22 protein-coding genes and 1 pseudogene are annotated in these 19381 nt (G+C 62.6%); 17 read left to right on the forward strand and 6 right to left on the reverse strand.

Annotation, left to right across the window (positions count from 1 at the left end; translation table 11 throughout):
- Window positions 1-10 precede the first annotated feature (10 nt).
- From NKJ55_RS14170 to NKJ55_RS14180, 3 genes are all read left to right on the forward strand, one after another.
- Window positions 11-907, forward strand: coding sequence for an extensin-like domain-containing protein (locus tag NKJ55_RS14170; protein WP_352450443.1), 897 nt, complete (start codon window positions 11-13; stop codon window positions 905-907).
- 110 nt (window positions 908-1017) lie between these two features.
- On the forward strand, window positions 1018-1872 hold the full coding sequence (locus NKJ55_RS14175; protein WP_352450444.1) for an extensin-like domain-containing protein: 855 nt from the start codon (window positions 1018-1020) through the stop codon (window positions 1870-1872).
- A gap of 66 nt (window positions 1873-1938) precedes the next feature.
- Window positions 1939-2646, forward strand: a complete 708-nt coding sequence (locus NKJ55_RS14180) for an LssY C-terminal domain-containing protein (protein ID WP_352450445.1) — start codon at window positions 1939-1941, stop codon at window positions 2644-2646.
- A 47-nt stretch (window positions 2647-2693) separates the two neighbouring features.
- Here NKJ55_RS14180 and NKJ55_RS14185 read toward each other — a convergent pair whose 3' ends face one another.
- Window positions 2694-3713: a zinc-dependent alcohol dehydrogenase family protein gene (locus tag NKJ55_RS14185; RefSeq protein ID WP_352450446.1), complete on the reverse strand. Its 1020-nt coding sequence runs from the start codon at window positions 3711-3713 to the stop codon at window positions 2694-2696.
- A gap of 127 nt (window positions 3714-3840) precedes the next feature.
- On the opposite strand from NKJ55_RS14185, the gene NKJ55_RS14190 reads away from it, so the two are divergent.
- The 3 genes from NKJ55_RS14190 (at window position 3841) to NKJ55_RS14200 (ending at window position 6966) form a co-directional block, all read left to right on the forward strand.
- Complete coding sequence (locus NKJ55_RS14190) at window positions 3841-4782, forward strand: LysR family transcriptional regulator (protein ID WP_352450447.1); 942 nt, start codon at window positions 3841-3843, stop codon at window positions 4780-4782.
- Between the two features lie 60 nt (window positions 4783-4842).
- Window positions 4843-6153 carry a hemolysin family protein gene (locus tag NKJ55_RS14195; RefSeq protein WP_352450448.1) on the forward strand — a complete coding sequence of 437 codons (1311 nt, stop codon included), beginning with the start codon at window positions 4843-4845 and terminating at the stop codon, window positions 6151-6153.
- Between the two features lie 75 nt (window positions 6154-6228).
- Entirely contained in the window at window positions 6229-6966 is a 738-nt protein-coding gene (locus NKJ55_RS14200; RefSeq protein WP_352450450.1) for a class I SAM-dependent DNA methyltransferase, read from the forward strand.
- A gap of 133 nt (window positions 6967-7099) precedes the next feature.
- On the opposite strand, the gene arr is transcribed toward NKJ55_RS14200, so the two are convergent.
- A complete protein-coding gene (gene arr / locus NKJ55_RS14205; protein ID WP_352450452.1) occupies window positions 7100-7507 on the reverse strand; it encodes an NAD(+)--rifampin ADP-ribosyltransferase in 408 nt (135 codons plus the stop codon).
- 190 nt (window positions 7508-7697) lie between these two features.
- On the opposite strand from arr, the gene NKJ55_RS14210 reads away from it, so the two are divergent.
- Complete coding sequence (locus NKJ55_RS14210; protein ID WP_352450453.1) at window positions 7698-7991, forward strand: hypothetical protein; 294 nt, start codon at window positions 7698-7700, stop codon at window positions 7989-7991.
- 52 nt (window positions 7992-8043) lie between these two features.
- Here the strand turns inward: NKJ55_RS14210 and NKJ55_RS14215 are convergent, their stop codons facing one another.
- Complete coding sequence (locus tag NKJ55_RS14215; protein WP_352450454.1) at window positions 8044-8334, reverse strand: hypothetical protein; 291 nt, start codon at window positions 8332-8334, stop codon at window positions 8044-8046.
- On the opposite strand from NKJ55_RS14215, the gene NKJ55_RS14220 reads away from it, so the two are divergent.
- The 4 genes from NKJ55_RS14220 to NKJ55_RS14235 all read left to right on the forward strand — a co-directional run bounded on the left by NKJ55_RS14220 (window position 8333) and on the right by NKJ55_RS14235 (window position 12357).
- On the forward strand, window positions 8333-8683 hold the full coding sequence (locus tag NKJ55_RS14220; RefSeq protein ID WP_352450455.1) for a hypothetical protein: 351 nt from the start codon (window positions 8333-8335) through the stop codon (window positions 8681-8683). The two genes, NKJ55_RS14215 and NKJ55_RS14220, sit on opposite strands and share 2 nt — an antisense overlap.
- A gap of 78 nt (window positions 8684-8761) precedes the next feature.
- On the forward strand, window positions 8762-10759 hold the full coding sequence (locus tag NKJ55_RS14225; RefSeq protein WP_352450456.1) for an ABC transporter ATP-binding protein/permease: 1998 nt from the start codon (window positions 8762-8764) through the stop codon (window positions 10757-10759).
- Window positions 10760-11016: 257 nt separating this feature from the next.
- Complete coding sequence (locus NKJ55_RS14230) at window positions 11017-11490, forward strand: VOC family protein (protein WP_352450557.1); 474 nt, start codon at window positions 11017-11019, stop codon at window positions 11488-11490.
- Between the two features lie 84 nt (window positions 11491-11574).
- Window positions 11575-12357 (forward strand): class I SAM-dependent methyltransferase, encoded by a 783-nt coding sequence (locus NKJ55_RS14235; RefSeq protein ID WP_352450457.1) that lies wholly within the window; start codon window positions 11575-11577, stop codon window positions 12355-12357.
- 39 nt (window positions 12358-12396) lie between these two features.
- Here the strand turns inward: NKJ55_RS14235 and gcvA are convergent, their stop codons facing one another.
- Window positions 12397-13290 carry a transcriptional regulator GcvA gene (gene gcvA / locus NKJ55_RS14240; RefSeq protein ID WP_352450458.1) on the reverse strand — a complete coding sequence of 298 codons (894 nt, stop codon included), beginning with the start codon at window positions 13288-13290 and terminating at the stop codon, window positions 12397-12399.
- Window positions 13291-13497: 207 nt separating this feature from the next.
- On the opposite strand from gcvA, the gene NKJ55_RS14245 reads away from it, so the two are divergent.
- From NKJ55_RS14245 to NKJ55_RS14265, 5 genes and pseudogenes are all read left to right on the forward strand, one after another.
- The gene (locus NKJ55_RS14245) at window positions 13498-13683 is read left to right on the forward strand and encodes a DUF1127 domain-containing protein (RefSeq protein WP_352450459.1); all 186 of its coding nucleotides are present in this window, start codon (window positions 13498-13500) and stop codon (window positions 13681-13683) included.
- A gap of 72 nt (window positions 13684-13755) precedes the next feature.
- Entirely contained in the window at window positions 13756-14241 is a 486-nt protein-coding gene (locus tag NKJ55_RS14250; RefSeq protein WP_352450460.1) for a VOC family protein, read from the forward strand.
- 34 nt (window positions 14242-14275) lie between these two features.
- Window positions 14276-15001: pseudogene (locus NKJ55_RS14255) on the forward strand (SDR family oxidoreductase).
- A 234-nt stretch (window positions 15002-15235) separates the two neighbouring features.
- Window positions 15236-15670: an FKBP-type peptidyl-prolyl cis-trans isomerase gene (locus tag NKJ55_RS14260; protein ID WP_352450461.1), complete on the forward strand. Its 435-nt coding sequence runs from the start codon at window positions 15236-15238 to the stop codon at window positions 15668-15670.
- 753 nt (window positions 15671-16423) lie between these two features.
- Complete coding sequence (locus NKJ55_RS14265; RefSeq protein ID WP_352450462.1) at window positions 16424-17101, forward strand: HAD family acid phosphatase; 678 nt, start codon at window positions 16424-16426, stop codon at window positions 17099-17101.
- Window positions 17102-17142: 41 nt separating this feature from the next.
- On the opposite strand, the gene NKJ55_RS14270 is transcribed toward NKJ55_RS14265, so the two are convergent.
- A complete protein-coding gene (locus NKJ55_RS14270) occupies window positions 17143-18123 on the reverse strand; it encodes a quinone oxidoreductase family protein (protein ID WP_352450463.1) in 981 nt (326 codons plus the stop codon).
- A gap of 98 nt (window positions 18124-18221) precedes the next feature.
- On the opposite strand from NKJ55_RS14270, the gene NKJ55_RS14275 reads away from it, so the two are divergent.
- The gene (locus NKJ55_RS14275) at window positions 18222-18614 is read left to right on the forward strand and encodes a winged helix-turn-helix transcriptional regulator (protein ID WP_352450464.1); all 393 of its coding nucleotides are present in this window, start codon (window positions 18222-18224) and stop codon (window positions 18612-18614) included.
- A gap of 74 nt (window positions 18615-18688) precedes the next feature.
- Here NKJ55_RS14275 and NKJ55_RS14280 read toward each other — a convergent pair whose 3' ends face one another.
- Window positions 18689-19294, reverse strand: coding sequence for an NADPH-dependent FMN reductase (locus NKJ55_RS14280; protein WP_023678377.1), 606 nt, complete (start codon window positions 19292-19294; stop codon window positions 18689-18691).
- Between the last annotated feature and the right edge of the window lie 87 nt (window positions 19295-19381).

The following is a 19381-nucleotide window of genomic DNA, read 5'->3' on the forward strand; positions in this document are numbered from 1 at the left end:
TTGCGACGTAATGGCGGCGTTTGGCTTTTTCAGATTGGGCAGATTGCTGCTGGCCGTTGCGGCTACGCCGCTGGCGGGACCCGTTTTAGCCAAGGCACCCGACCTACCGCAAACTGCACCGGTTCCGCAGCTCAACCAGCAAGTCACTCCGCCGCCACCAACCGAGATCCCGGTCCCCGAACCGCGCCCGGAGGATGCTCCGGAGCCGCCGACGATTGCACCGCAGCCGCCCGAAAAGCCGGCGCGGGCTGAGCCGCCGGCAAGCCCACCAGGCGCGCCACCAAACCCGGCCGAGGCAGACGAGAAGGCGGAGCAAAAAATCCTTCCTGATCCTCGATCGGCCGCCATTGCCGGGAAAGAAATGCCGGCCGAGGAATTGGCCTGCCGCAGGCGGCTGAAGTCGATGGGCGTCGATTTCGAGGAGCGCAAGCCAGAGCATGATACGGCAGTCGGTTGCTCGATCCCCTACCCGATCGCGCTGAAGACGCTCGGCAAATCCATCGCCATCGGCCCGGAGCCCGAGCTCAATTGCCAGATGGCGGAAGCGGCCGCACGCTTTGCTGCTTCGGTCATCCAGCCTGCCGCAAAGGCTGAGTTCGGCGCGGATATTAAATCGATCGGCCAGGCCTCCGCCTTTGTCTGCCGGTCGCGCAATGGCGGCGGCAAATTGTCGGAGCACGCCTTCGGCAACGCGCTCGATATCGCCAGCTTCAAGCTTTCGGACGGGAAGGAGATCGATGTCGGCCCCGCGCCGCCGGAAAAGGACGCGAAATTCCTGAACGCAGTGCGCAAGGCAGCCTGCGGACCGTTCAAGACCGTGCTTGGCCCCGGCAGCGATGCCGATCATTCGCTGCATCTCCACTTCGACCTCGAACCGCGCCGCAATGGCGGCACGTTTTGCCAATGACCTGCCTATGGGGGCGCCGCAATTTGGCCGCAGGCGTGAACGGCGCCGCTGATTTTTCCTTTACTCTTCAGGTTTAGAGTCTGTGCCATCTGGGGACAGGAACCCTTCCGATGGCCGGGCTACTTCGCGCTGCGCTTGCCGCTGCGCGGCACATAGAATGCGCGCGCATAGCCGGCAGGCTTGCCGCCCTGCTTGCCGTGGCGGCGGTCTCAGCCTGCAATACCGGCAGCGTGCTGTCGCTGCAGCCGGCCGTCGATGTCGGCAGCCAGACCGCTGCCGTCCCGCCCAATTCCGGCGCGCAATATTCCGGCGCGCAAGATTCCGGGCCGCAATATTCGGGTATGCAGCGCCTCGTCCCGTCCAATCCCTTTATGACGGCCGCCTATCCGCGCCTGGACAACCCGATGTCGCCGGCCGAACAGATGCCGGCCACCGAGATCGATTGCCGCAAGGAACTGAAACGCCTCGGCGTCGTCTACACCGACGTGGCGCCGATCCATGAAGGCCAGTGCGGCATCGATTATCCTGTCAAGGTGTCGGCCATCGGCAGCGTCGAGATGAAGCCGGCCGCGACGCTGACCTGCGACATGGCCGCCAGCTTTGCCGGCTGGACCAGGAACGAACTCGTGCCGTCGGCCCGCTGGCGCTATTTTTCAGGCGTCAAGACCATCCACCAGGGCTCGAGCTATTCCTGCCGCAGGATTGCCGGCGAAGGTGTTTTGTCGGAACACGGCAAGGGCAATGCGCTCGACGTGATGAGCATCGAGCTTAACAATGGCGACGACATCGACGTCCGCAAGCCCGGCCTGTTCGCCTTCCGCACGCGCGGCTTCCTCAACAATGTGCGCGCCGACGGCTGCCAGTATTTCACCACCGTGCTCGGCCCCGGCTATAACTACGACCACCGCAACCATTTCCATTTCGACATCAAGAACCGCAAGAACGGCTATCGCGCCTGCCGCTGATTGCAGCCCCTGCCCAAGACTTGCTGCGCCGGTTAAGATGGTGCGCAGACGCTTGGGTGGTGCCTCTTGAGCCAACGGAGCCTTCGACGACGTGCAACGACCTGGCTGGTGGCATGCTGTGCCGCCTATCTTTCGCTCGCCTATTTCGCCGCGCCTGAGTTCTGGACGTTACGGGACCGCAATTTTCGCAATCAGCAATTCGAGATGGTGACGCACACGCCGCAAGGCATTCCGGGCGATCCGATCAATGTCGGCCTTGTCGGCACCAAGAAGGAGCTTGTCCATGCTTTTGCCGTCGCCGGTTGGGATACGGCAGACGCCATCACGCTGAAGACCGCCATCGAGATCGGCGAAAGCGTGCTGTTCAATCGCCCCTATCCCGACGCGCCGGTCAGCCGGCTTTTGTTCGAAGGCCGCGCCCAGGACCTAGCCTTCGAAAAGCCGGTCGGCGACAGCGCCGACCGCCGCCACCACGTCCGCTTCTGGCAGACCGATGCGACCGGAGACGACGGCCGGCCGCTCTGGCTCGGCTCGGCAAGCTTCGACCGGGGCGTCGGCCTCAGCCATGACACCGGCGCGATCACTCATCACATCGGCCCCGACATCGACGCCGAGCGCGACGGGCTGATGCGCGACCTCTCCGCCGCCGGCATGCTGATCTCGACCAGCGAGATACCAGGCGTCGGCGCCACGAAGACCGGGCGCAACGGCGAAGGCGATCCCTATTTCACCGACGGCAAGGCCATCATCGGGGTCCTGCTGCAACTGCCGTAGGCGCGCAATCGGCCTTCCCGTCTGACAGCCATTTCGTCCCGACGGGCTCAGGGCACGGTGATCACGATCTTGCCGAACGGTCCCGTCTCCAGACGCTCAAATGCCTGCGGCACCTCGTCGAAGCCAAACACCTTGTCGATTACCGGCTTGATGGCAAGCGTCTCGATCGCCTGGTTCATCCGTTCGAAAGCACGACGGTGACCGATCGATATGCCCTGGACGACGATCCGGTTGCGCATGAACGGCAAGATCGGAAAATTGAGTTCCATGCTGCCGAGAAGGCCGATGAGCGACAGCCTGCCGTCGGCGCCCAGCGCATTGAGCGAGCGCCGCGCATTGTCGCCGCCAACCATTTCCAGCACATGGCTGACGCCGGCCCCGTTTGTCAGTTCGCGCGCGGCCTCGTCCCATGCCGGCTGGCTGCGATAATTGATCGCCTTCCAGGCGCCGAGCGCCTTCGCCCGCTCGAGCTTCTCGTCGCTGCTCGAGGTGACGATGGCGCGCAGGCCGAAGGCGGCGGCAAATTGCAGCGCAAACAGCGACACGCCGCCGGTGCCCTGGATGAGAACGGTTTCGCCCGGGATCGACTTGGCCGCCTCGACCAGCGCGAACCACGCCGTCAGCGCCGCAATCGGCAGCGTCGATGCCTCGATGTCGCTGAGCGACGGCGGCGCCGCCACGGCGGCATCCTCATGAAAAAGCACATGCTCGGACAGCATGCCGGGCAGTGACGAACCAAGCGTATGCTTGTGCAGCACCGGCGGGGCGTCGCCGTCCGGCCAGTCGGCGATCACCTGGCCGAGCACGCGCTGCCCGATGCCGAAGCGGCTGACTTCGCTGCCGGTGGCGACTACTTCGCCTACCGCGTCCGATGTCGGCACGAACGGAAAGCTGAGGTCCGGTATCAGCACGCCATCGACGATCATCCTGTCCTTGTAATTCAGCGATACCGCTGTGACTCGTACCAGAAGATCATGCGGCCCGGCTTGGGGCAGCTTTCCATCAGCCGGCTTCAACCTGGACAGGCCGAAACCGTTCATCTGCCAGGATCTGTTTTCGGTACTCATTTGGTTCGCGCTCCGTGGTTGATGATTGCGCGAGACATTTACGCCGTTTCACTATGGAGAAAAGTGCTTCCATGTGGCATGTTCTGCAACAGATTAAGGAGCAAAACTCTACAATAGGAGCGCTTCATTGGAATCAGCCAATTTGCAAGGCATCGTCGCATTCGCTCACGCGGTGGAGGCCGGCAGCTTCACCGGCGCTGGCGCACGGCTGCATGTCACCAAATCGGCGGTCGGCAAGTCGATCGCGCAGTTGGAACAGCGATTGGGCGTCCGCCTGCTCAACCGCACCACCCGCAGCCTCAGCCCGACCAGCGAGGGCCTGAGCTATTACGAAGCCTGCGTCAGGGCACTGGCCGAGATCGAAGCCGCGCAGTCACTGCTGGCTTCGCGCAAGCAGGTGCCTTCCGGGCGGCTGCGCGTCGACCTGCCTTTGGCCTTCGGCCGGCGGTGCGTCGCCCCGGTTCTGTTCGACATTTCCAAAAAATTCCCGGACCTGACGATGGAAATCTCGTTCAACGACCGGCGCGTCGACCTGATCGAGGAAGGCATCGACCTGGCGGTGCGCATGGGCGACCTCGACGACAGCTTGTCGATCGCCGCGCGCCGCATCTATGCCCAACGTTCGGCCATCTGCGCCGCCCCCGCCTATCTCGACGCCCATGGCAGGCCGCTATCGATCGAGGATCTGGCCAGGCACAGCCTCATCGGCTACGGCCGCGACGGCACGGTCCATCCCTGGACCGTCAGGCATGTCGACGGCCGTCTCGAAAAATTCGCGCCCAAGGCGCGGCTGGTGCTCGGTCACGGCGAACCGATGCTCGATGCGGTACTGGCCGGCTGCGGCATCGTCTATCTGCCGACATGGCTGACGGCCGACAGCATCAGGCGCGGCGAGCTCGAAATGGTTCTGTCGGACAGTCTTGTCGAAAACACCGTGGTGCATGCCATCTGGCCGGTAACACGCAATCTCGCGCCAAAGGTGCGCGTCGTCGTCGACGCCCTGATCGAGCATTTTTCCGCGCCGCCCTGGGATGCGGCATGGGTGCCGCCTGATTGCCCGGCTCGCTAAATTTAAAAAGCGCGACCCGTCCTATTTTCGAAAACCGCGCGGCAATGCTATGGACCCGGCATGCTTTATGCTGAAATTGCCATCGTGGTCGTCCTCATCTGCGTGAACGGCCTTCTGTCGATGTCCGAGCTCGCCATCGTCTCGTCGCGGCCGGCGCGCCTTAAGACGATGATCGACCGCAACGTCAAGGGTGCCGGCCGGGCCCTGGCGCTCGGCGCCAATCCGGGAAAATTCCTGTCTTCGGTGCAGATCGGCATCACTTTGGTCGGCGTCTTGTCCGGTGCCTTTTCCGGCGCCACGCTCGGCGAGCGGCTGGCCACCTCCCTGGCGTCGGCCGGCATCCGCGAAAGCCTCGCCGATCCGCTCGGCGTCGGCATCGTCGTCGCCCTCATCACCTATGGCTCGCTGATCATCGGCGAACTGGTGCCCAAGCAGATCGCATTGCGCGACCCCGAAAGGGTAGCCGTCAGGGTCGCCCCGGCAATGACCATCCTCGCCAGCGTCTCGGCGCCGCTGGTCTTCCTGCTCGATTTTTCCGGCCGCGCCCTCCTGTGGCTGCTTGGCCAGCGCGGTCAGAGCGAGGATAAGGTCACCGACGAGGAGATCAAGATGCTGGTCGCCGAAGCCGAGCACCACGGCACCATCGAATCCGACGAACGGCGGATGATCGCCGGCGTCATGCGGCTCGGTGATCGTGCTGTGCGCGCGGTGATGACGCCGCGCACCGAGGTCGACTGGATCAATCTGCAATCCGACGAGGCGGCCATCAGGAAGCTGCTGATGGACACCCAGCATTCGCGCCTGCCGGCCGGCGACGGCGGCGTCGACGCCATGATCGGCGTCGTCCAGACCCGCGACGTGCTGGCCGCAATGCTTGCCGGCCGCGCTCTCGACCCGCGCCGGCACGTGCGGGCCGCGCCAATCGTGCATGACCAGGCCGACGCTCTGGACGTGCTTGCGACGCTGAAGGAATCCGACGTGCCGATGGCGCTGGTGCATGACGAATACGGCCATTTCGAAGGCATCGTCACCCCGGCCGACATACTGGAAGCGATCACCGGCGTATTCCGTTCCGACCTCGACGCCGGCGACGAGGAAAACGCGGTCAAGCGCGAGGACGGCTCATGGCTGCTCGCCGGCTATATGCAGGCCGACGAGATGGCAGAGGTCCTCGGCATCGACCTGCCTGAGACCCGCGATTACGAAACCGTCGCCGGCTATGTGCTGTCGCATTTGCACCATCTGCCGGCGACCGGCGAATGTGTCGACGCGCAAGGCTGGCGCTTCGAGGTCGTCGACCTCGACGGCCGCCGCATCGACAAGCTCATCGCCACCCGCCTGCCCGGCCGCCACCGCGAGGTGGTGCGGTAACGATCGACGCGACTTATGGGCTATATGCTGGCGGCGACACCGCTCGCACGTCAAAGTTGATTGGGAATACCGCCTATGGTCGACCACCTTTTCGCCGACCCATATCTCGCTGCCGTCTACGATGCCTGGCACCCGAGATCTGCGCGCGACGACTATGATTTCTACCTGCCCCGCATTCTAACAGCAGACGCGGTGCTTGATGTCGGATGTGGAACGGGCACCCTCCTTCACGAGGCACGCCTGGCCGGACATTCAGGGCGGCTCTGCGGCATCGACCCAGCACCCGGCGTGTTGGATCGCGCACGAACGCGCGCGGATATCGAATGGGTTCTCGGCGATCTCCAATCGGCCGGCTGGACAGCCGAGTTTGATCTCATTGTGATGACGGGGCACGCATTCCAGGCCCTTGTCAGCGACGAAGACCTGAGGGATTTCATGGCGGCTGTCCGACACGCCCTTGTGCCAGGCGGATGCTTCGCGTTCGAAACGCGGAACCCTTCGGTGCGGGCGTGGGAGCACTGGACACCCGAAAATGCGGTGGTCGTTGAGCTGCCTGACGGGTCGCTGGTGCAGATCACAACAGAGGTGATCACGCCGTTCGATGGACAGACGGTGACATTCACCCACAGGTTCGGCGGAAAGCATCCGAGCCTTCCGCAAGTTAGTCGCAGCACCTTGCGATTCCTCGAGACGGACGCCTTATCGAGCCTGCTGGGGAACGCGGGGCTACGGATCGAACAGCAATTCGGCGGCTTTGACGGCAGCCCACTTGGCCCTTCGAGCCCAGAGATCATCACGTTCGCGACGAGATGAAAAGGAGCATCCGCTCTCCAGCCCTGCAAGCAACGACAACTCGCGGACCCATTGCGGACGTGGAGCCGTATTTCGCGGGGACTGCCGCCGACCGCAAGTCAGAGCCAAGCTTGGCAATCGCAGGACTCAGCGATCAATCGATTGCCTCGATGCCTTGTGCCTTCAGCCGTTCGAGATGGTCCTTCATCTCTTTCAGCCGCTCGGGCGAGTGGCCCTGCCACTCGGTGACCTCGCCGGTGATCCTGAGCGGCTCGCGGCAGCGATAGGACTGCGTCGGATTGCCGGGAAATTTCTTGTCCGTAAGATTGGGGTCGTCCATGATCGGGCCGGTTGGTTCCACGATGTAGATCCTTTCGCGTCCGTCACCGGCGGCCAGTTCTGCACCCCAGATAGCCGCATCCAGAGTGCCGGTTAGATAGACCCAGGCTGCCTGCTTTCGCACGCCGTAATTGGAGCTGTAGCCGGCTTCGATCAGGTCTCCCGGCTTAAGATCGGCCCGGGTGCCGTGGTAGAATTGGCGCGGCTTCGCGGGGGCTGTCATCGGCTCATCCTCGCTGTCTCAGGCGTCATGGTGTTGTGGTGCGCACTATTTCATGCACGTCATCGAATCAACCGTCTGGCCGTGCGGTTATCGGACGTCCTCTCATTCCGGTCGTCCCGCCCAAAGTACGCTACCAGTCGGCTGCCGGTGCGGGTATTATCGGCGCCCTGTACGTCACTATGGTGGAAAAATGGATCTGCAAGCCTTCAGGGATTCGATTGCAAAACCACAGCCGCCAGCCGGCTTGAGCCCTGCCCTGCAGGCGCTGTGGTGGGATGCAAAGGGCGATTGGGCTAAGGCGCACGAGTGCGCGCAGCAGCGCGACGACACGGCGGGCATGCACGTGCATGCCTATCTCCACCGCAAGGAAGGCGACCAGTCGAATGCGGAATATTGGTATCGCCGCAGCAACGCGGCGCCGTCGACCTTAACGCTTGACGAGGAATGGCAAGAGCTGGCACGTACACTTTTGCAGCAAAGCTGACGCTTGCTCAGTCATCGTAAAATAGCCGGTCCTGCATCCACTCTCCGGGGTTTCAGCTGGCGCCCTGTGGCTTGTCCCTGCCGTTCCATTCCGCATTGCGCGCCTGCGCCTCTTCGGCGATCAGCTTGAACTCCCGCATCTTCGCAGCTTCGATGGCGAATGCGCGGCTTGGCAGGACGCCAGGGTCCTCCTGACTGTTCTGAAACTGAAAACGGGCCTCCAGTTCGGCCCATATTCGCTCGGGTGCCGTATCCTTGCTGGCAAGCAGCGCAACGACCAGCGCCAGAGTCTCGCGCTGGGCGTTCAGCCGCCCTTCGATCTCTTCATTCGGCAATTCGGACATGCGGGTCGCTTCCGGTTTCTGGCTCAACGGCAAAATCGCACCCTTGTTCCGGAATTCGGGGCTGGCGCGGTCCGGCTGGGCAGCAGATGCTCGCAATCGCAATCGAGATGACCTCTCCTCCTCGATCCTGTTGACTCGGCCGATGGCACTTCTCGCGCCGCTTGCGTCCAGCCTCTTCGAATGCAGCATGCGGACAAATCTTGAGAGCCTGAAGCGAATTGTCGAGATCGCAGCAGGTGATGCTTTGTTGCAGACTGACCCGCAGCCGACGCTCGGCGGTCTGCCCCGCAACGATCAAAGCCTGTCATCGAGAACGACCATAGGCTGCTGCGAGCACCGGAACAGCTGAGAAGCCTTGGCGTTGTTGGCATCTGGGATCTCGAGCGGACGCTATGAAACCTTCTGATTTTTAAGCCGTTATCGCCGGATGCCCGAGGCTAAATTTAAGCTGAAATCGGTTGACGGCGCCCAATCGCGCGATGCCGAGAAGTCGCGCCGCGAGAAACAATCGACTGTCGAAGTCGCGTCCGAGATCGTCGGCGAGCCCGCGCCGCCGCCGGATGTCACCGAACCCGATCCCGAGCTGACACCTGAAGAGGCCGAGCGGGCGCGCAAGAGATACCTGCTTAAGCGCTTCTGGATCAGCGCGCGCGGTTACTGGAGCGGCAGTGGCGACAGGGTCGCCTGGCCGTTGACGATCGGGCTGTTGGGTCTGATCGTCACCAATGTCGGCTTCCAGTATGGGATCAATGTCTGGAATCGCGCAATTTTCGACGCCATTGAGCAACGCAATGCCCACACCGTATATTGGCTGAGCGCCGTTTTCGTGCCACTCGTGCTCGGAAGCGCCAGCCTTGTGGTGGCACAAGTCTTTTTTCGCATGAGGATACAGCGCCGCTGGCGTTCCTGGCTCACCACCGCGGTCATCGCGCGCTGGCTCGCAAGCGGCCGCTACTATCAGCTGAACCTCGTCGGCGGCGATCATAGCAACCCCGAAGCCCGCATCGCCGAGGATTTGCGGATTGCCACCGAATCGCCCGTCGATTTCATCGCCGGTGTCATCGTCGCATTTCTGTCGGCCTCGACCTTCATCGTGGTGCTCTGGACGATCGGCGGCGCCCTGACCCTGACGATTGCAGGTTCGACCGTCACCGTTCCCGGCTTCCTGGTCATCACCGCAGTGCTCTATTCCGCGATCACGTCCACTTCGATGGCGGTCATTGGCCGCCATTTCGTCCACCTCTCCGAGGGAAAAAATCAGGCGGAAGCCGAGTTCCGCTACACGCTGACGCGCGTGCGGGAAAACGGCGAGAGCATCGCATTGCTCGGCGGCGAGGAGGAGGAGCGCAGCGGCGTGGACAAGACATTTGCCCATGTGCTCAGGCAATGGGCGCTCCTTGCAGGTCAGCACATGCGCACGGCGCTGGTGTCTCAGGGGTCGAGCCTGTTTGCGCCTGTCGTGCCGGTCTTGCTTTGCGCTCCAAAGTTCCTCGAAGGCAGCATGACACTTGGACAGGTCATGCAGGCTGCCTCGGCCTTTGCCATCGTGCAGGGCGCGTTCGGATGGCTGGTCGACAACTATCCCCGTCTCGCCGATTGGAACGCCTGTGCACGGCGCATCGCCTCGCTGATGATGTCGCTCGACGGGCTCGAGCGGGCGGAACAGAGCAACACGCTGGGACGCATAAAGCGCGGCGAGACCGGCGGCGATGCGATGCTCAGCCTGAACAATCTCTCCGTGTCGCTCGACGACGGCACCGCCGTGGTCAAGGAAACCGAGGTCGTGATCGAACCAGGCGAGCGGGTGCTCGTCGCCGGCGAATCCGGCTCGGGCAAGAGTACGCTGGTGCGGGCCGTCGCGGGTCTGTGGCCATGGGGTAGCGGCAGCGTCAACATCCGCGCCGACAGACGGTTGTTTATGTTGCCGCAACGGCCCTACATCCCGACCGGGACGCTTCGCCGCGCTGTCGCCTATCCAGGCGCCGCCGACAACTGGACGCTGGATAAGATCAAGGCTGCCCTCGACAAGGTGGGACTCGACTACCTCAACGACCGGATCGAGGAGGACGCGCCATGGGACCAGATCTTGTCGGGTGGCGAAAAGCAGCGCCTCGCCTTCGCGCGTCTTCTGCTGCACCGCCCCGATATCATCGTGCTGGACGAGGCAACGTCGGCACTCGATGAGAAGAGCCAGGACAAGATGATGGAGATGATTATTCGCGAATTGCCGAAGGTCACCATCATAAGCGTAGCGCACCGCGCCGAGCTGGAGGCCTTCCACAGCCGCAAGATCACATTGGAGCGGCACAAGGGCGGGGCAAAACTTGTCAGCGATATCGAACTCGTCCCGCGCAAGGACAGACGGAACTTGCTCATGCGCCTTCTGAGGCAACGGCGCGCAAACGGAAAGCCAGCGCGACCTTGAGCAAAGCGGCGCTGCCCTACGCAAAGAGTGAGGCCGCCAGTCGGACCAGGCGGACGATCGCCGGTTCGAGTCACTGCCCGCATCTGGTCCTGAAAGCACCAGCCGTGGTACCTTATTCCGGGCAGCTGCTGCTGTCGGAACGTCGATGGCACGAGCGCATTTCCATGTCCGGTGCAACGCCGAGGCCAGCTGTGAAAAACCCGGGTTGATTTCAAAAGCCCAGATTGATTTCGAAAGCAAAGGGACCAGCAATGACAATCGCCAAGAACACGATCTGCCTTTGGTACGACAAGGACGCCGAGGCTGCGGCCCGCTTCTATTCCGAGATTTTTCCCGACAGTTCGGTGAAATCCGTCCACCGCGCTCCCAGCGACTACCCGTCCGGCAAGGCAGGCGACGTGCTGACGGTCGAGTTCACGGTCGCCGGCATCCCCTGTCTCGGCCTCAATGGCGGGCCCGCGTTTAAACACAACGAAGCCTTCTCCTTCCAGATCGCCACCGACGATCAGCAGGAGACCGACCGCTATTGGAACGCCATCGTCGGCAATGGCGGCCAGGAAAGTGCCTGCGGCTGGTGCAAGGACAAATGGGGCATCTCCTGGCAAATCACGCCGCGCGTGCTGACCGAAGCGATGGCCGCCGGCGGCGATGAAGCAAAGCGCGCATTCGAGGCGATGATGGAGATGAAGAAAATCGACGTTGCAGCGATCGAGGCGGCGCGGCGCGGCTGACAGTTCGGGGGTGGCCCGACGCGAAAAGATCAGGGCAGAGCGGCCGGAAATGCTGCCGGCCCATCATCTCCAGGCAGGCGTGCGATGGTGCTGAACTGCGCTGCGTTTTACGACGCCGAACTGCGACGGCACAACGAGGTCTTCAGGGCTGCGGTCAAGGTGGGAACGCGCGATCGCGTGCTCGATATCGGATGCGGTTCGGGACAATCCTCTCGTGATGCTGCCCGTGTCGCGGTGGAAGGCAGCGTGCTCGGCGTGGACGTATCGGCGCAGATGCTCGAGATCGCCCGGAAGTGTAGCGCGAAAGAGGGATTGCGAAACGTCGCCTTTGAGCGCGGCGATGCGCAATTGCTGGTATTTCCGCCTGCCCGCTTCGATCTGTGCATTAGTCGATTTGGAGTGATGTTCTTTGCCGATCCGGCGGCGGCGTTCGCCAATATCGCCCGGGCGATGCGACCAGGGGCACGTCTTGTGTGGATGGTATGGCAATGCCAGGACCGTAACGAATGGGCAACTGCCATTCAGCGGGCAATTGCGCCGGGGACCGCCATATCGAGGGGCGCCGCCACCCCGTTTTCGCTTGGCGACCCCGCCATCACCGCGGAAATCTTGCGTGCATCCGGTTTTGTTTCGGTCGACTTTGCCGAAGTGCATGAGCCGGTCTTCTACGGCCAGGATGTCGATGCGGCCTATGACGCTTTGCTTGGCCTGCAACTGGTCAAGGATCCGCTCGCCCGCGCGGATGTGGATGTCGACGCGGCGCTGCGGCGGTTGCGCGATCTGCTCGACGCGCATTTGACCGCGGACGGTGTGCTTTTCAACTCGCGTGCCTGGATCGTCACCGCGTTTCGGGCGGGCCGATGGTGACTGCGCGATATAGACGATCCTATTCTCTCGGCCTTCCCGTCAGTCCATTTGCGGCGTGACTTCTGAGAGCAGCCAATCCCGAAAAGCCTTGACTTTGCGCTGACGGATCGCCTCTGGCGGGTAGACGAAATAGAAGCTGGAGGGGGATTTCAGGGCGTGGCCGAAGGGGCGGACGAGTCGCCCGGCGGCAAGGTCGGCCGCAACGAGCATGGTCCGGCCGAGCACCACCCCCTCGCCTTGTGCGGCCGACTCCATGGCAAAGGTGGCAGAGTCGAAGGTAATCCCGCTCTGCGGGTCCACGCCCTCGACCCCGGCGCTTGCTAGCCAGGTCGCCCAGTCGATCGGAAAGCTGTCGCGGATCAGCGTGTGGTGTTTGAGGTCCTGAGGCGTGCGGAGCGGATGTGCACCCTCAAGAAGCTTTGGGCTGCACACTGGAAACACCTCCTCGCCGGTGAGGAACTCTGACGTGAGCCCCGGATAGTTTCCGTTGCCATAACGGACGGCGACATCGATGCCGTCGCCGAGGAAGTTGGTCAGCTTCCCGCTTGTCGAAACCCGCACATCGACGTCGCCATGCGCACGGTGAAAGCGATAGAGGCGCGGCACCAGCCATCTGCCCGCGAAGCCATCGGAGGTGCTGACGTTCAATGTCGAGCTCGAATAGCGGGCTGTTGCTGCCGCGGTGGCGGTGGCCAACTGGGCGAGCGCCTCGCGCACCGCCCGCGCATAGGGCTCGCCAACGGCTGTCAGACTCACCGAACGCGTACCGCGCTCGAACAGCTGCACACCGAGCTGATCCTCAAGATTCTTGATCGCCCGGCTGATCGCACCGTGGGTGACATGAAGTTCCTCTGCCGCCTTGGAGAAACTCAACAGGCGCGCCGCGGCCTCGAAACTTGGCAAAGTGGTGAGGGGAGGCAGCTTCCGGGGCATGGATCGATACCTGTACGTGTGAGTGATGCTCATAGATTGTCGCCGATAAGTCGTTTGTCGTCCAGGCCAGAAGCCGGCATGTTTGCTCGCGTAATCAGTCATTCACCGCCGCTGCAAAAGGCGAGTTTGATGTGACTGATACTCTCGCTGACGAAAGTCGCGGGGCAACTGCTGAAACCAAAACTGCCGCCACTCTGGGAGAGCACCATGAACGCCAAACGAGTTGAACCCATCGTCGACGTCCTGACCGGCATGGCCGGCCGCATTTTCGCCTCGAGCAGCCGGCGCCGGACCGGGCGGCAGATTGCACGCTTCTCGACCCGCCGGCTCGAAGACCTCGGGTTTGCCCGCGACTGGGACGGTTCGGTCTATCGGCCGTCGGACCACCGCTAGCCTGAACGAAAGCAACAGCGGACAGGCTCTTCGCCAAAGATCGCTGTCGCAAGGAATTAATGGAGAACGGACATGGCCACCATCCACCCATTCCTCTGGTTCAACACCGACGCGGAGCAAGCCCGCGATTTCTATCTCTCGGTCTTCAAGAACAGCAAAGCGCTCCAGACCATCGAATACACCGACTGGGTGTCCGGAACCAACAAGACGGTCCCGCATGCCACCTTCGATTTCGAGCTCGAAGGACTGCACCTTACTGCGCTCAATGCCGGGCCGCAGCCGCCCTTCAACGAGCGGCTCTCGCTTTACATCGAGACCAGGGACCAGGCCGAGACCGACTACTACTATGAGGCGCTCACCGCCGGCGGCGGCAAGGCACAACCCTGCGGCTGGCTCACCGACAGATACGGCGTCTACTGGCAGGTCATCCCGGAAATCCTGCCGCGGCTCAGTGCCGATCCGGATCGCGAAAAGGCCAACCGCGTCCGGCAGGCGATGTACGGGATGCGCAAGATCATCATCGCCGACCTCGAAGCCGCCTATGCCGGCAAGGCCTGACCCTCACCGCAATCGCAACGAACGGAGAACCCTCATGACATCGCTCGTGGACAGGAAAGTCATCGTCGTCGGCGGTAGTTCCGGCATCGGTCTCGGCGTCGCGGAAGCTGCTCTCAACGGCGGAGCGAAGGTCGTGATCGTCGGACGCTCGCCCGAGAAACTGCTGGCTGCCGAACGGACGCTCAATGCGGGCCGCGTGACCAGCGTGGTCGCCGACATGACCGACGAAGCGGACGTCGCTCGCCTGTTCGACGAGGTCGGTCCCTTCGATCACCTCGTATCGACCGCCGGAACACTGCCGCCCGGCGATCCGATCGGCAGTACCGACATGGAGGCTGTGCGAGGCTTCGTCGATAACAAGCTGATTGGCGCTGTCATGCTCTCCAAGCATGCTGTGCGCACCCTGAAAGCCGGCGGCTCGATGACCTTCACCTCGGGAATAAATAAGGATCGGCCGCCGGTGCCGGGAGGCTCGGTCGTCTCCGCGATTGCCGGTTCATTCAGCTACTTCGCCCGCGCCCTGGCGCTCGAACTGGCCCCGACGCGCGTCAATGTCGTGTAGCCCGGATGGGTCGATACACCGATGTGGGACATTGTTGGAGAAGCCAAATCCAGCTTCTTTGCCGACATGGCTGCCCGGTTGCCATCGAGAAAAATTCCGACCGCTGCGGACGTCGCCGCCGCCTACCTCTACCTCATGGAAAGCGACTTCACGACCGGCGAGACGATCCGCATCGATGGCGGCCATAACCTGATCTAGCCGCCATTTGCACGCCGCCTGGATGGGCTGAGCCGGCATGACTGCTAGACCGGTGCACTGCTGCCGAAGGCGACGAACGCCGGCGGGTCATGCCGGCGTCGCGCAATCGGGGTTTACATCGGCAGCCAGGTCCCTAGTTTTAGCGTTTCGCGCCGCGCACCTAAGTGTGTGGATGATCGAGGACGGGACCGTGAGCTCTGGCCGGCCCCTCGAAACTTTCAAAGGATGGCTATCATGACACAGGCCAAGAATGGCGACACCGTGCGCATCAATTACAATGGCCGCCTGGCTGACGGCACTCAGTTCGATTCTTCCGGCAACGAACCGCTGCAATTCACGTTGGGTGAAGGACAAGTGATCGCCGGTCTCGAAACCCATGTCGAGGGTATGGAGGTGGGCGCGAAAAGCACCGTCACCATTCCCGCCGACGCCGCCTATGGCCCCCACCGCCCCGAAGCGGTCATGACCGTCGACCGCGCCCGCGTACCAGACAACATCAATGTCGATATCGGCGCTCGACTGCAGGTCAGAACCCCGGAAGGGCGCCCGATGCCGGTAACAGTCGTCGGCGTGGACGACACCAGCGTCAAGCTCGACGGCAATCATCCGTTGGCCGGGCGCGATCTCGTGTTCGACGTTGAACTGGTCGAGATCGTTCAGGCGGCGTAGGGCACGGCAAAGCGCGTGACGGCCATGATTTTCGGGTGACGCATTTCGACCGGCGGTTCCGGCGGTGCGTCACCTGTTTGGAGGCAAAGACCGCGACGGCGGAAATCGTGTAGCGTGCAGCAACCCATAGAGACATTCGGCATCTGGAATGTCCAATTCAGCGTCGCGGTCTCGAGGACCTGTGGAAGGGTAGTGTCTCAGTTTGAAATTAAGACGACGGTCCATCGTAGTCAGGCGGTGGCGGCGTGCCTGGCCACCGAAGCACGACTTCCTCGCAGGAGTCTTGCATGCGCATGACGCGGACGGCGTTGCCGATCACATCGGCGGGGCGCTTCTGGCCTTTAGGTCCGGTGGGCAATTGCTGCCTCCTGAATTGGCCAGCGCTTATACGCGACGACCCAGAGAATGATTATCATTCCCAACGGGACCACAGAGAGAAGCACCCACGCCCGAGACATTCTTAGTCGCCCAAACAGCACCCACGCGGGGATTGCTGTGAGGACTGTCAACAAGGCGAATGGTAGCAACTGAATCGGATCTGACATTGGGTGCCTTCCATGCTTTCCGCTGAGCACATAGGCGGTTTCGCCTAGGCGAGCAAACCGGGATAGGCGCTTTCGCATATTTCAAATTTCAAACTGAGACACTACCTTTGGAAGACCTCGCTTGACAGCCGACTTCTCGTGACAGCAAAGTCTCGTGATGCGGGCGATTGGTTGGAATAGAATTGCGCGTGCCGGGGCAATCGTGCTGATGATTGGCACAAATGTTCCTGCGCCGGCACGTTCCGACTCGCTCCTTCTCACAAGCCCGTCCCAGCCAGCCAATGTCGGCGATGCGATGCTGGCGGCTGCCAATTATCATGATTCCGGCGACTATGACCGCGACCTTGCCGCTGTGGCGAAGCAGGCAGGCGACTGGGTCATCAAGCGCGCAATGGAGGTGCCTCGCCCCGCACTGGTGCTCGATATCGACGAGACGGCTTTGGCCAACTGGGAAGTGATCACACGTGACAATTTCGGCCGCCCGATCGGCGGCGCCTGCGACATCGCAATCGATGGTCCCTGTGGCTGGGCCGCCTGGGATCAGCTTGCGAAGGATCCGGCCATCGACGCCGTGCTGGAGGTTTTCCGGCAGGCGCGAACGGCGAAAGTCGCGGTGTTCTTCATCACCGGACGTCCGGAGGACCAGCGTCAGGCAACCGAACAGAACCTGCAGTCGGCCGGCTATGCCGGCTACGAGCACCTTTACATGGTCCAGCCTGGGGCCAAATACGGCTCCGCCGCAGATTTCAAGGCACCCATAAGGGCCGAAATCGAAAAGGCCGGCTACACGATAATTGCCAATGTCGGTGACCAGCCATCCGACCTGTTCGGGGGGCATGCGGAGAAGCTGTTCCTGCTGCCAAATCCGTTCTACCGGGTTCGCTGACGGCCTGTACGGCACAACCCCGGATCCTTGCGGAGCACCTACTAAGGTATCAAGACGACCTTGCCGGTCGCGCTGCGCTCCTCCAGCAGGCGATGCGCCTGGCTGGCCTGGTCGAGCGGGAAGCGGCCACCTTTGGTCACCACAAGCTGACCACCAGCGGCCAGACCGAAAAGCTCCAAAAGGCCGTCACGGAGCCCGTCCGTAGACAGCAACGGCAGCAGGGCAAAACCCTTCAGCGACTGGTTGCGGCCGATCATCGCCTCCATCTCCGGGGCGCCGAGCGCGTATCTGCCAAGTGCTGCAAACACCAACTCTCCGCGAGGTGCCAGAGCCTCCAGCGCAACCGCCGTCAGCGGGCCGCCGACAATGTCGTAGATGATGTCGACGCCGGCGCCGTCTGTGGCTGCCCGGACGTGCACCGGCCAATCCGTGTTGCTGTAGTCGACGGCAGCATCGGCTCCCAGCGACAAAGCAAGGTCGAGCTTGGCCTTGCTGCCGGCTGCCGCGATGACACGGCTCGCGCCGGCGCGCTTGGCAAGCTGGACGAGCAACGAACCGACGCCGCCCGCGGCAGCGGCGACCAGCACCGATCTGCCGGCCGGCGGGCTTTGCCGCGATAGATACAATGCCGTCAGTCCTTGCACCATCAATGCCGTCGCGTTTTCGAACGAGAGCGAATCCGGCAAGGGCACGGCCAGGCTTGCGTCGATCGTCACATACTCGGCATAGCCGCCAAACGGGCGGCTCGAGGCGAACAACGGCGCGGCGACGCGCGTGCCGAGCAAGGAAGCGTCCACCCCCTGCCCAAGCGCCTCCACGATCCCGGCGGCCTCGACGCCAGGGATCATCGGCAGTTGCGGCGTCACCGCATAGCGATCCGCGCGCATCAGCACTTCGAAGAAATTCACCCCGGCCGCATGAACGCGGACCAGGACCTCGCCGGCTTGCGGCTCAGGCTTCGGCACCGTGACTATGTCGAGAACGTCGGGCCCGCCGAAGCGGCTCAGTTGAATGGCTCTCATCGCATGCACCGATAGCTGTTGGCATCGGCCGCTGTTTGCCACTATCTGCCTGGCTTCGACTACACACCAATTTGTCCGCTGCTGACCGGGAGGTGACCATGGCCAAGCCGATCAAGAGACTGCCAATGCTGCCGGCGGAGCGCGCGCTGAAAGTGATTTCGGGGCGCTGGAAGGCGGTCATCCTGTACCATCTCTTCGACGCGCCCCGGCGGCTGTCGGCGCTGCAGGCGCTGATGCCCGATATCACCCAGAAAGTGCTGATCCAGCAGCTTCGCGAAATGGAAGAGCACGGCCTCGTCCGCCGCGAGATCTTTGCCGAGATACCTTCGCGCGTCGAATATTCGGCGACGCGGCTCGGCCTCAGCCTCGAGCCGATCCTGCTGGCACTTTGCCAGTGGGGCCAGCATCACGCCGACGAGCTGAATGAGATGGACCGCCTTGCCGATTGCATCATCAGACCACGGCAAGCGCAGGACGCCCATGCCGTGTAAACAAAAGGGGCGGCGCGTGCGCCGCCCCAACGCTTGGGAGAATTAATCCTTGGGAGGACTGCTCGAACCTGTGCTCAGGCCGCCTTGACTTCCTCGGCGACGGCATCGGCCTGACGCGCCGTCTTCAGCACCCTGGCCCACCATGCAATGTCGTTGACCAGCGCGGTTGCCGCCTGGTTGAGGTGCTCGAACTCATCGAGCTTCTTGTCGCCTTGCTTGACGGCAAGGAAATCGGCCCAGGCGATGTGTACGGCGGACTTCACCGGCGCCATCTGCAACTCGACCGCATGCAGCCTCAGCTGCTCGACCGCGCGCGCGCCACCGACGCTGCCATAGCCGACGAAGCCGGCCGGCTTCTTGTTCCACTCGTTGGCGGCGTAGTCGATGGCGTTCTTCAGCACGGCCGTCGGGCCATGATTGTATTCCGCGGCGGTGAAGATGAAGCCGTCGAATCCGGCGACCTTCTTTTGCCAGCGCTGCGCCACTTCGTTCTGCGACGGCACCCAGGCGGAGGATGCGACCTCATCGAAGAACGGCAGCGGGAAATCGCGCAGGTCGACGACTTCAACGTCGATGTCGGCGTGCGACTTGGCTATCTTGGCAATCCATTGGGTCGGGACGTCGGCAAAGCGGGCCGCGCGGGTTGAACCAATGATGATGGCGATTTTGGGTTTTGACATAGAGGGGGCTCTCCTTACGGGAATACTGGTATCGTTTAGATACCTGAGCTATATGAGTAACTGGCCGCTCAATGTGCAAGGAGGCAC

Origin of the sequence: Mesorhizobium sp. M0106, assembly GCF_040322715.1 — a bacterium.
Classification (GTDB): domain Bacteria; phylum Pseudomonadota; class Alphaproteobacteria; order Rhizobiales; family Rhizobiaceae; genus Mesorhizobium.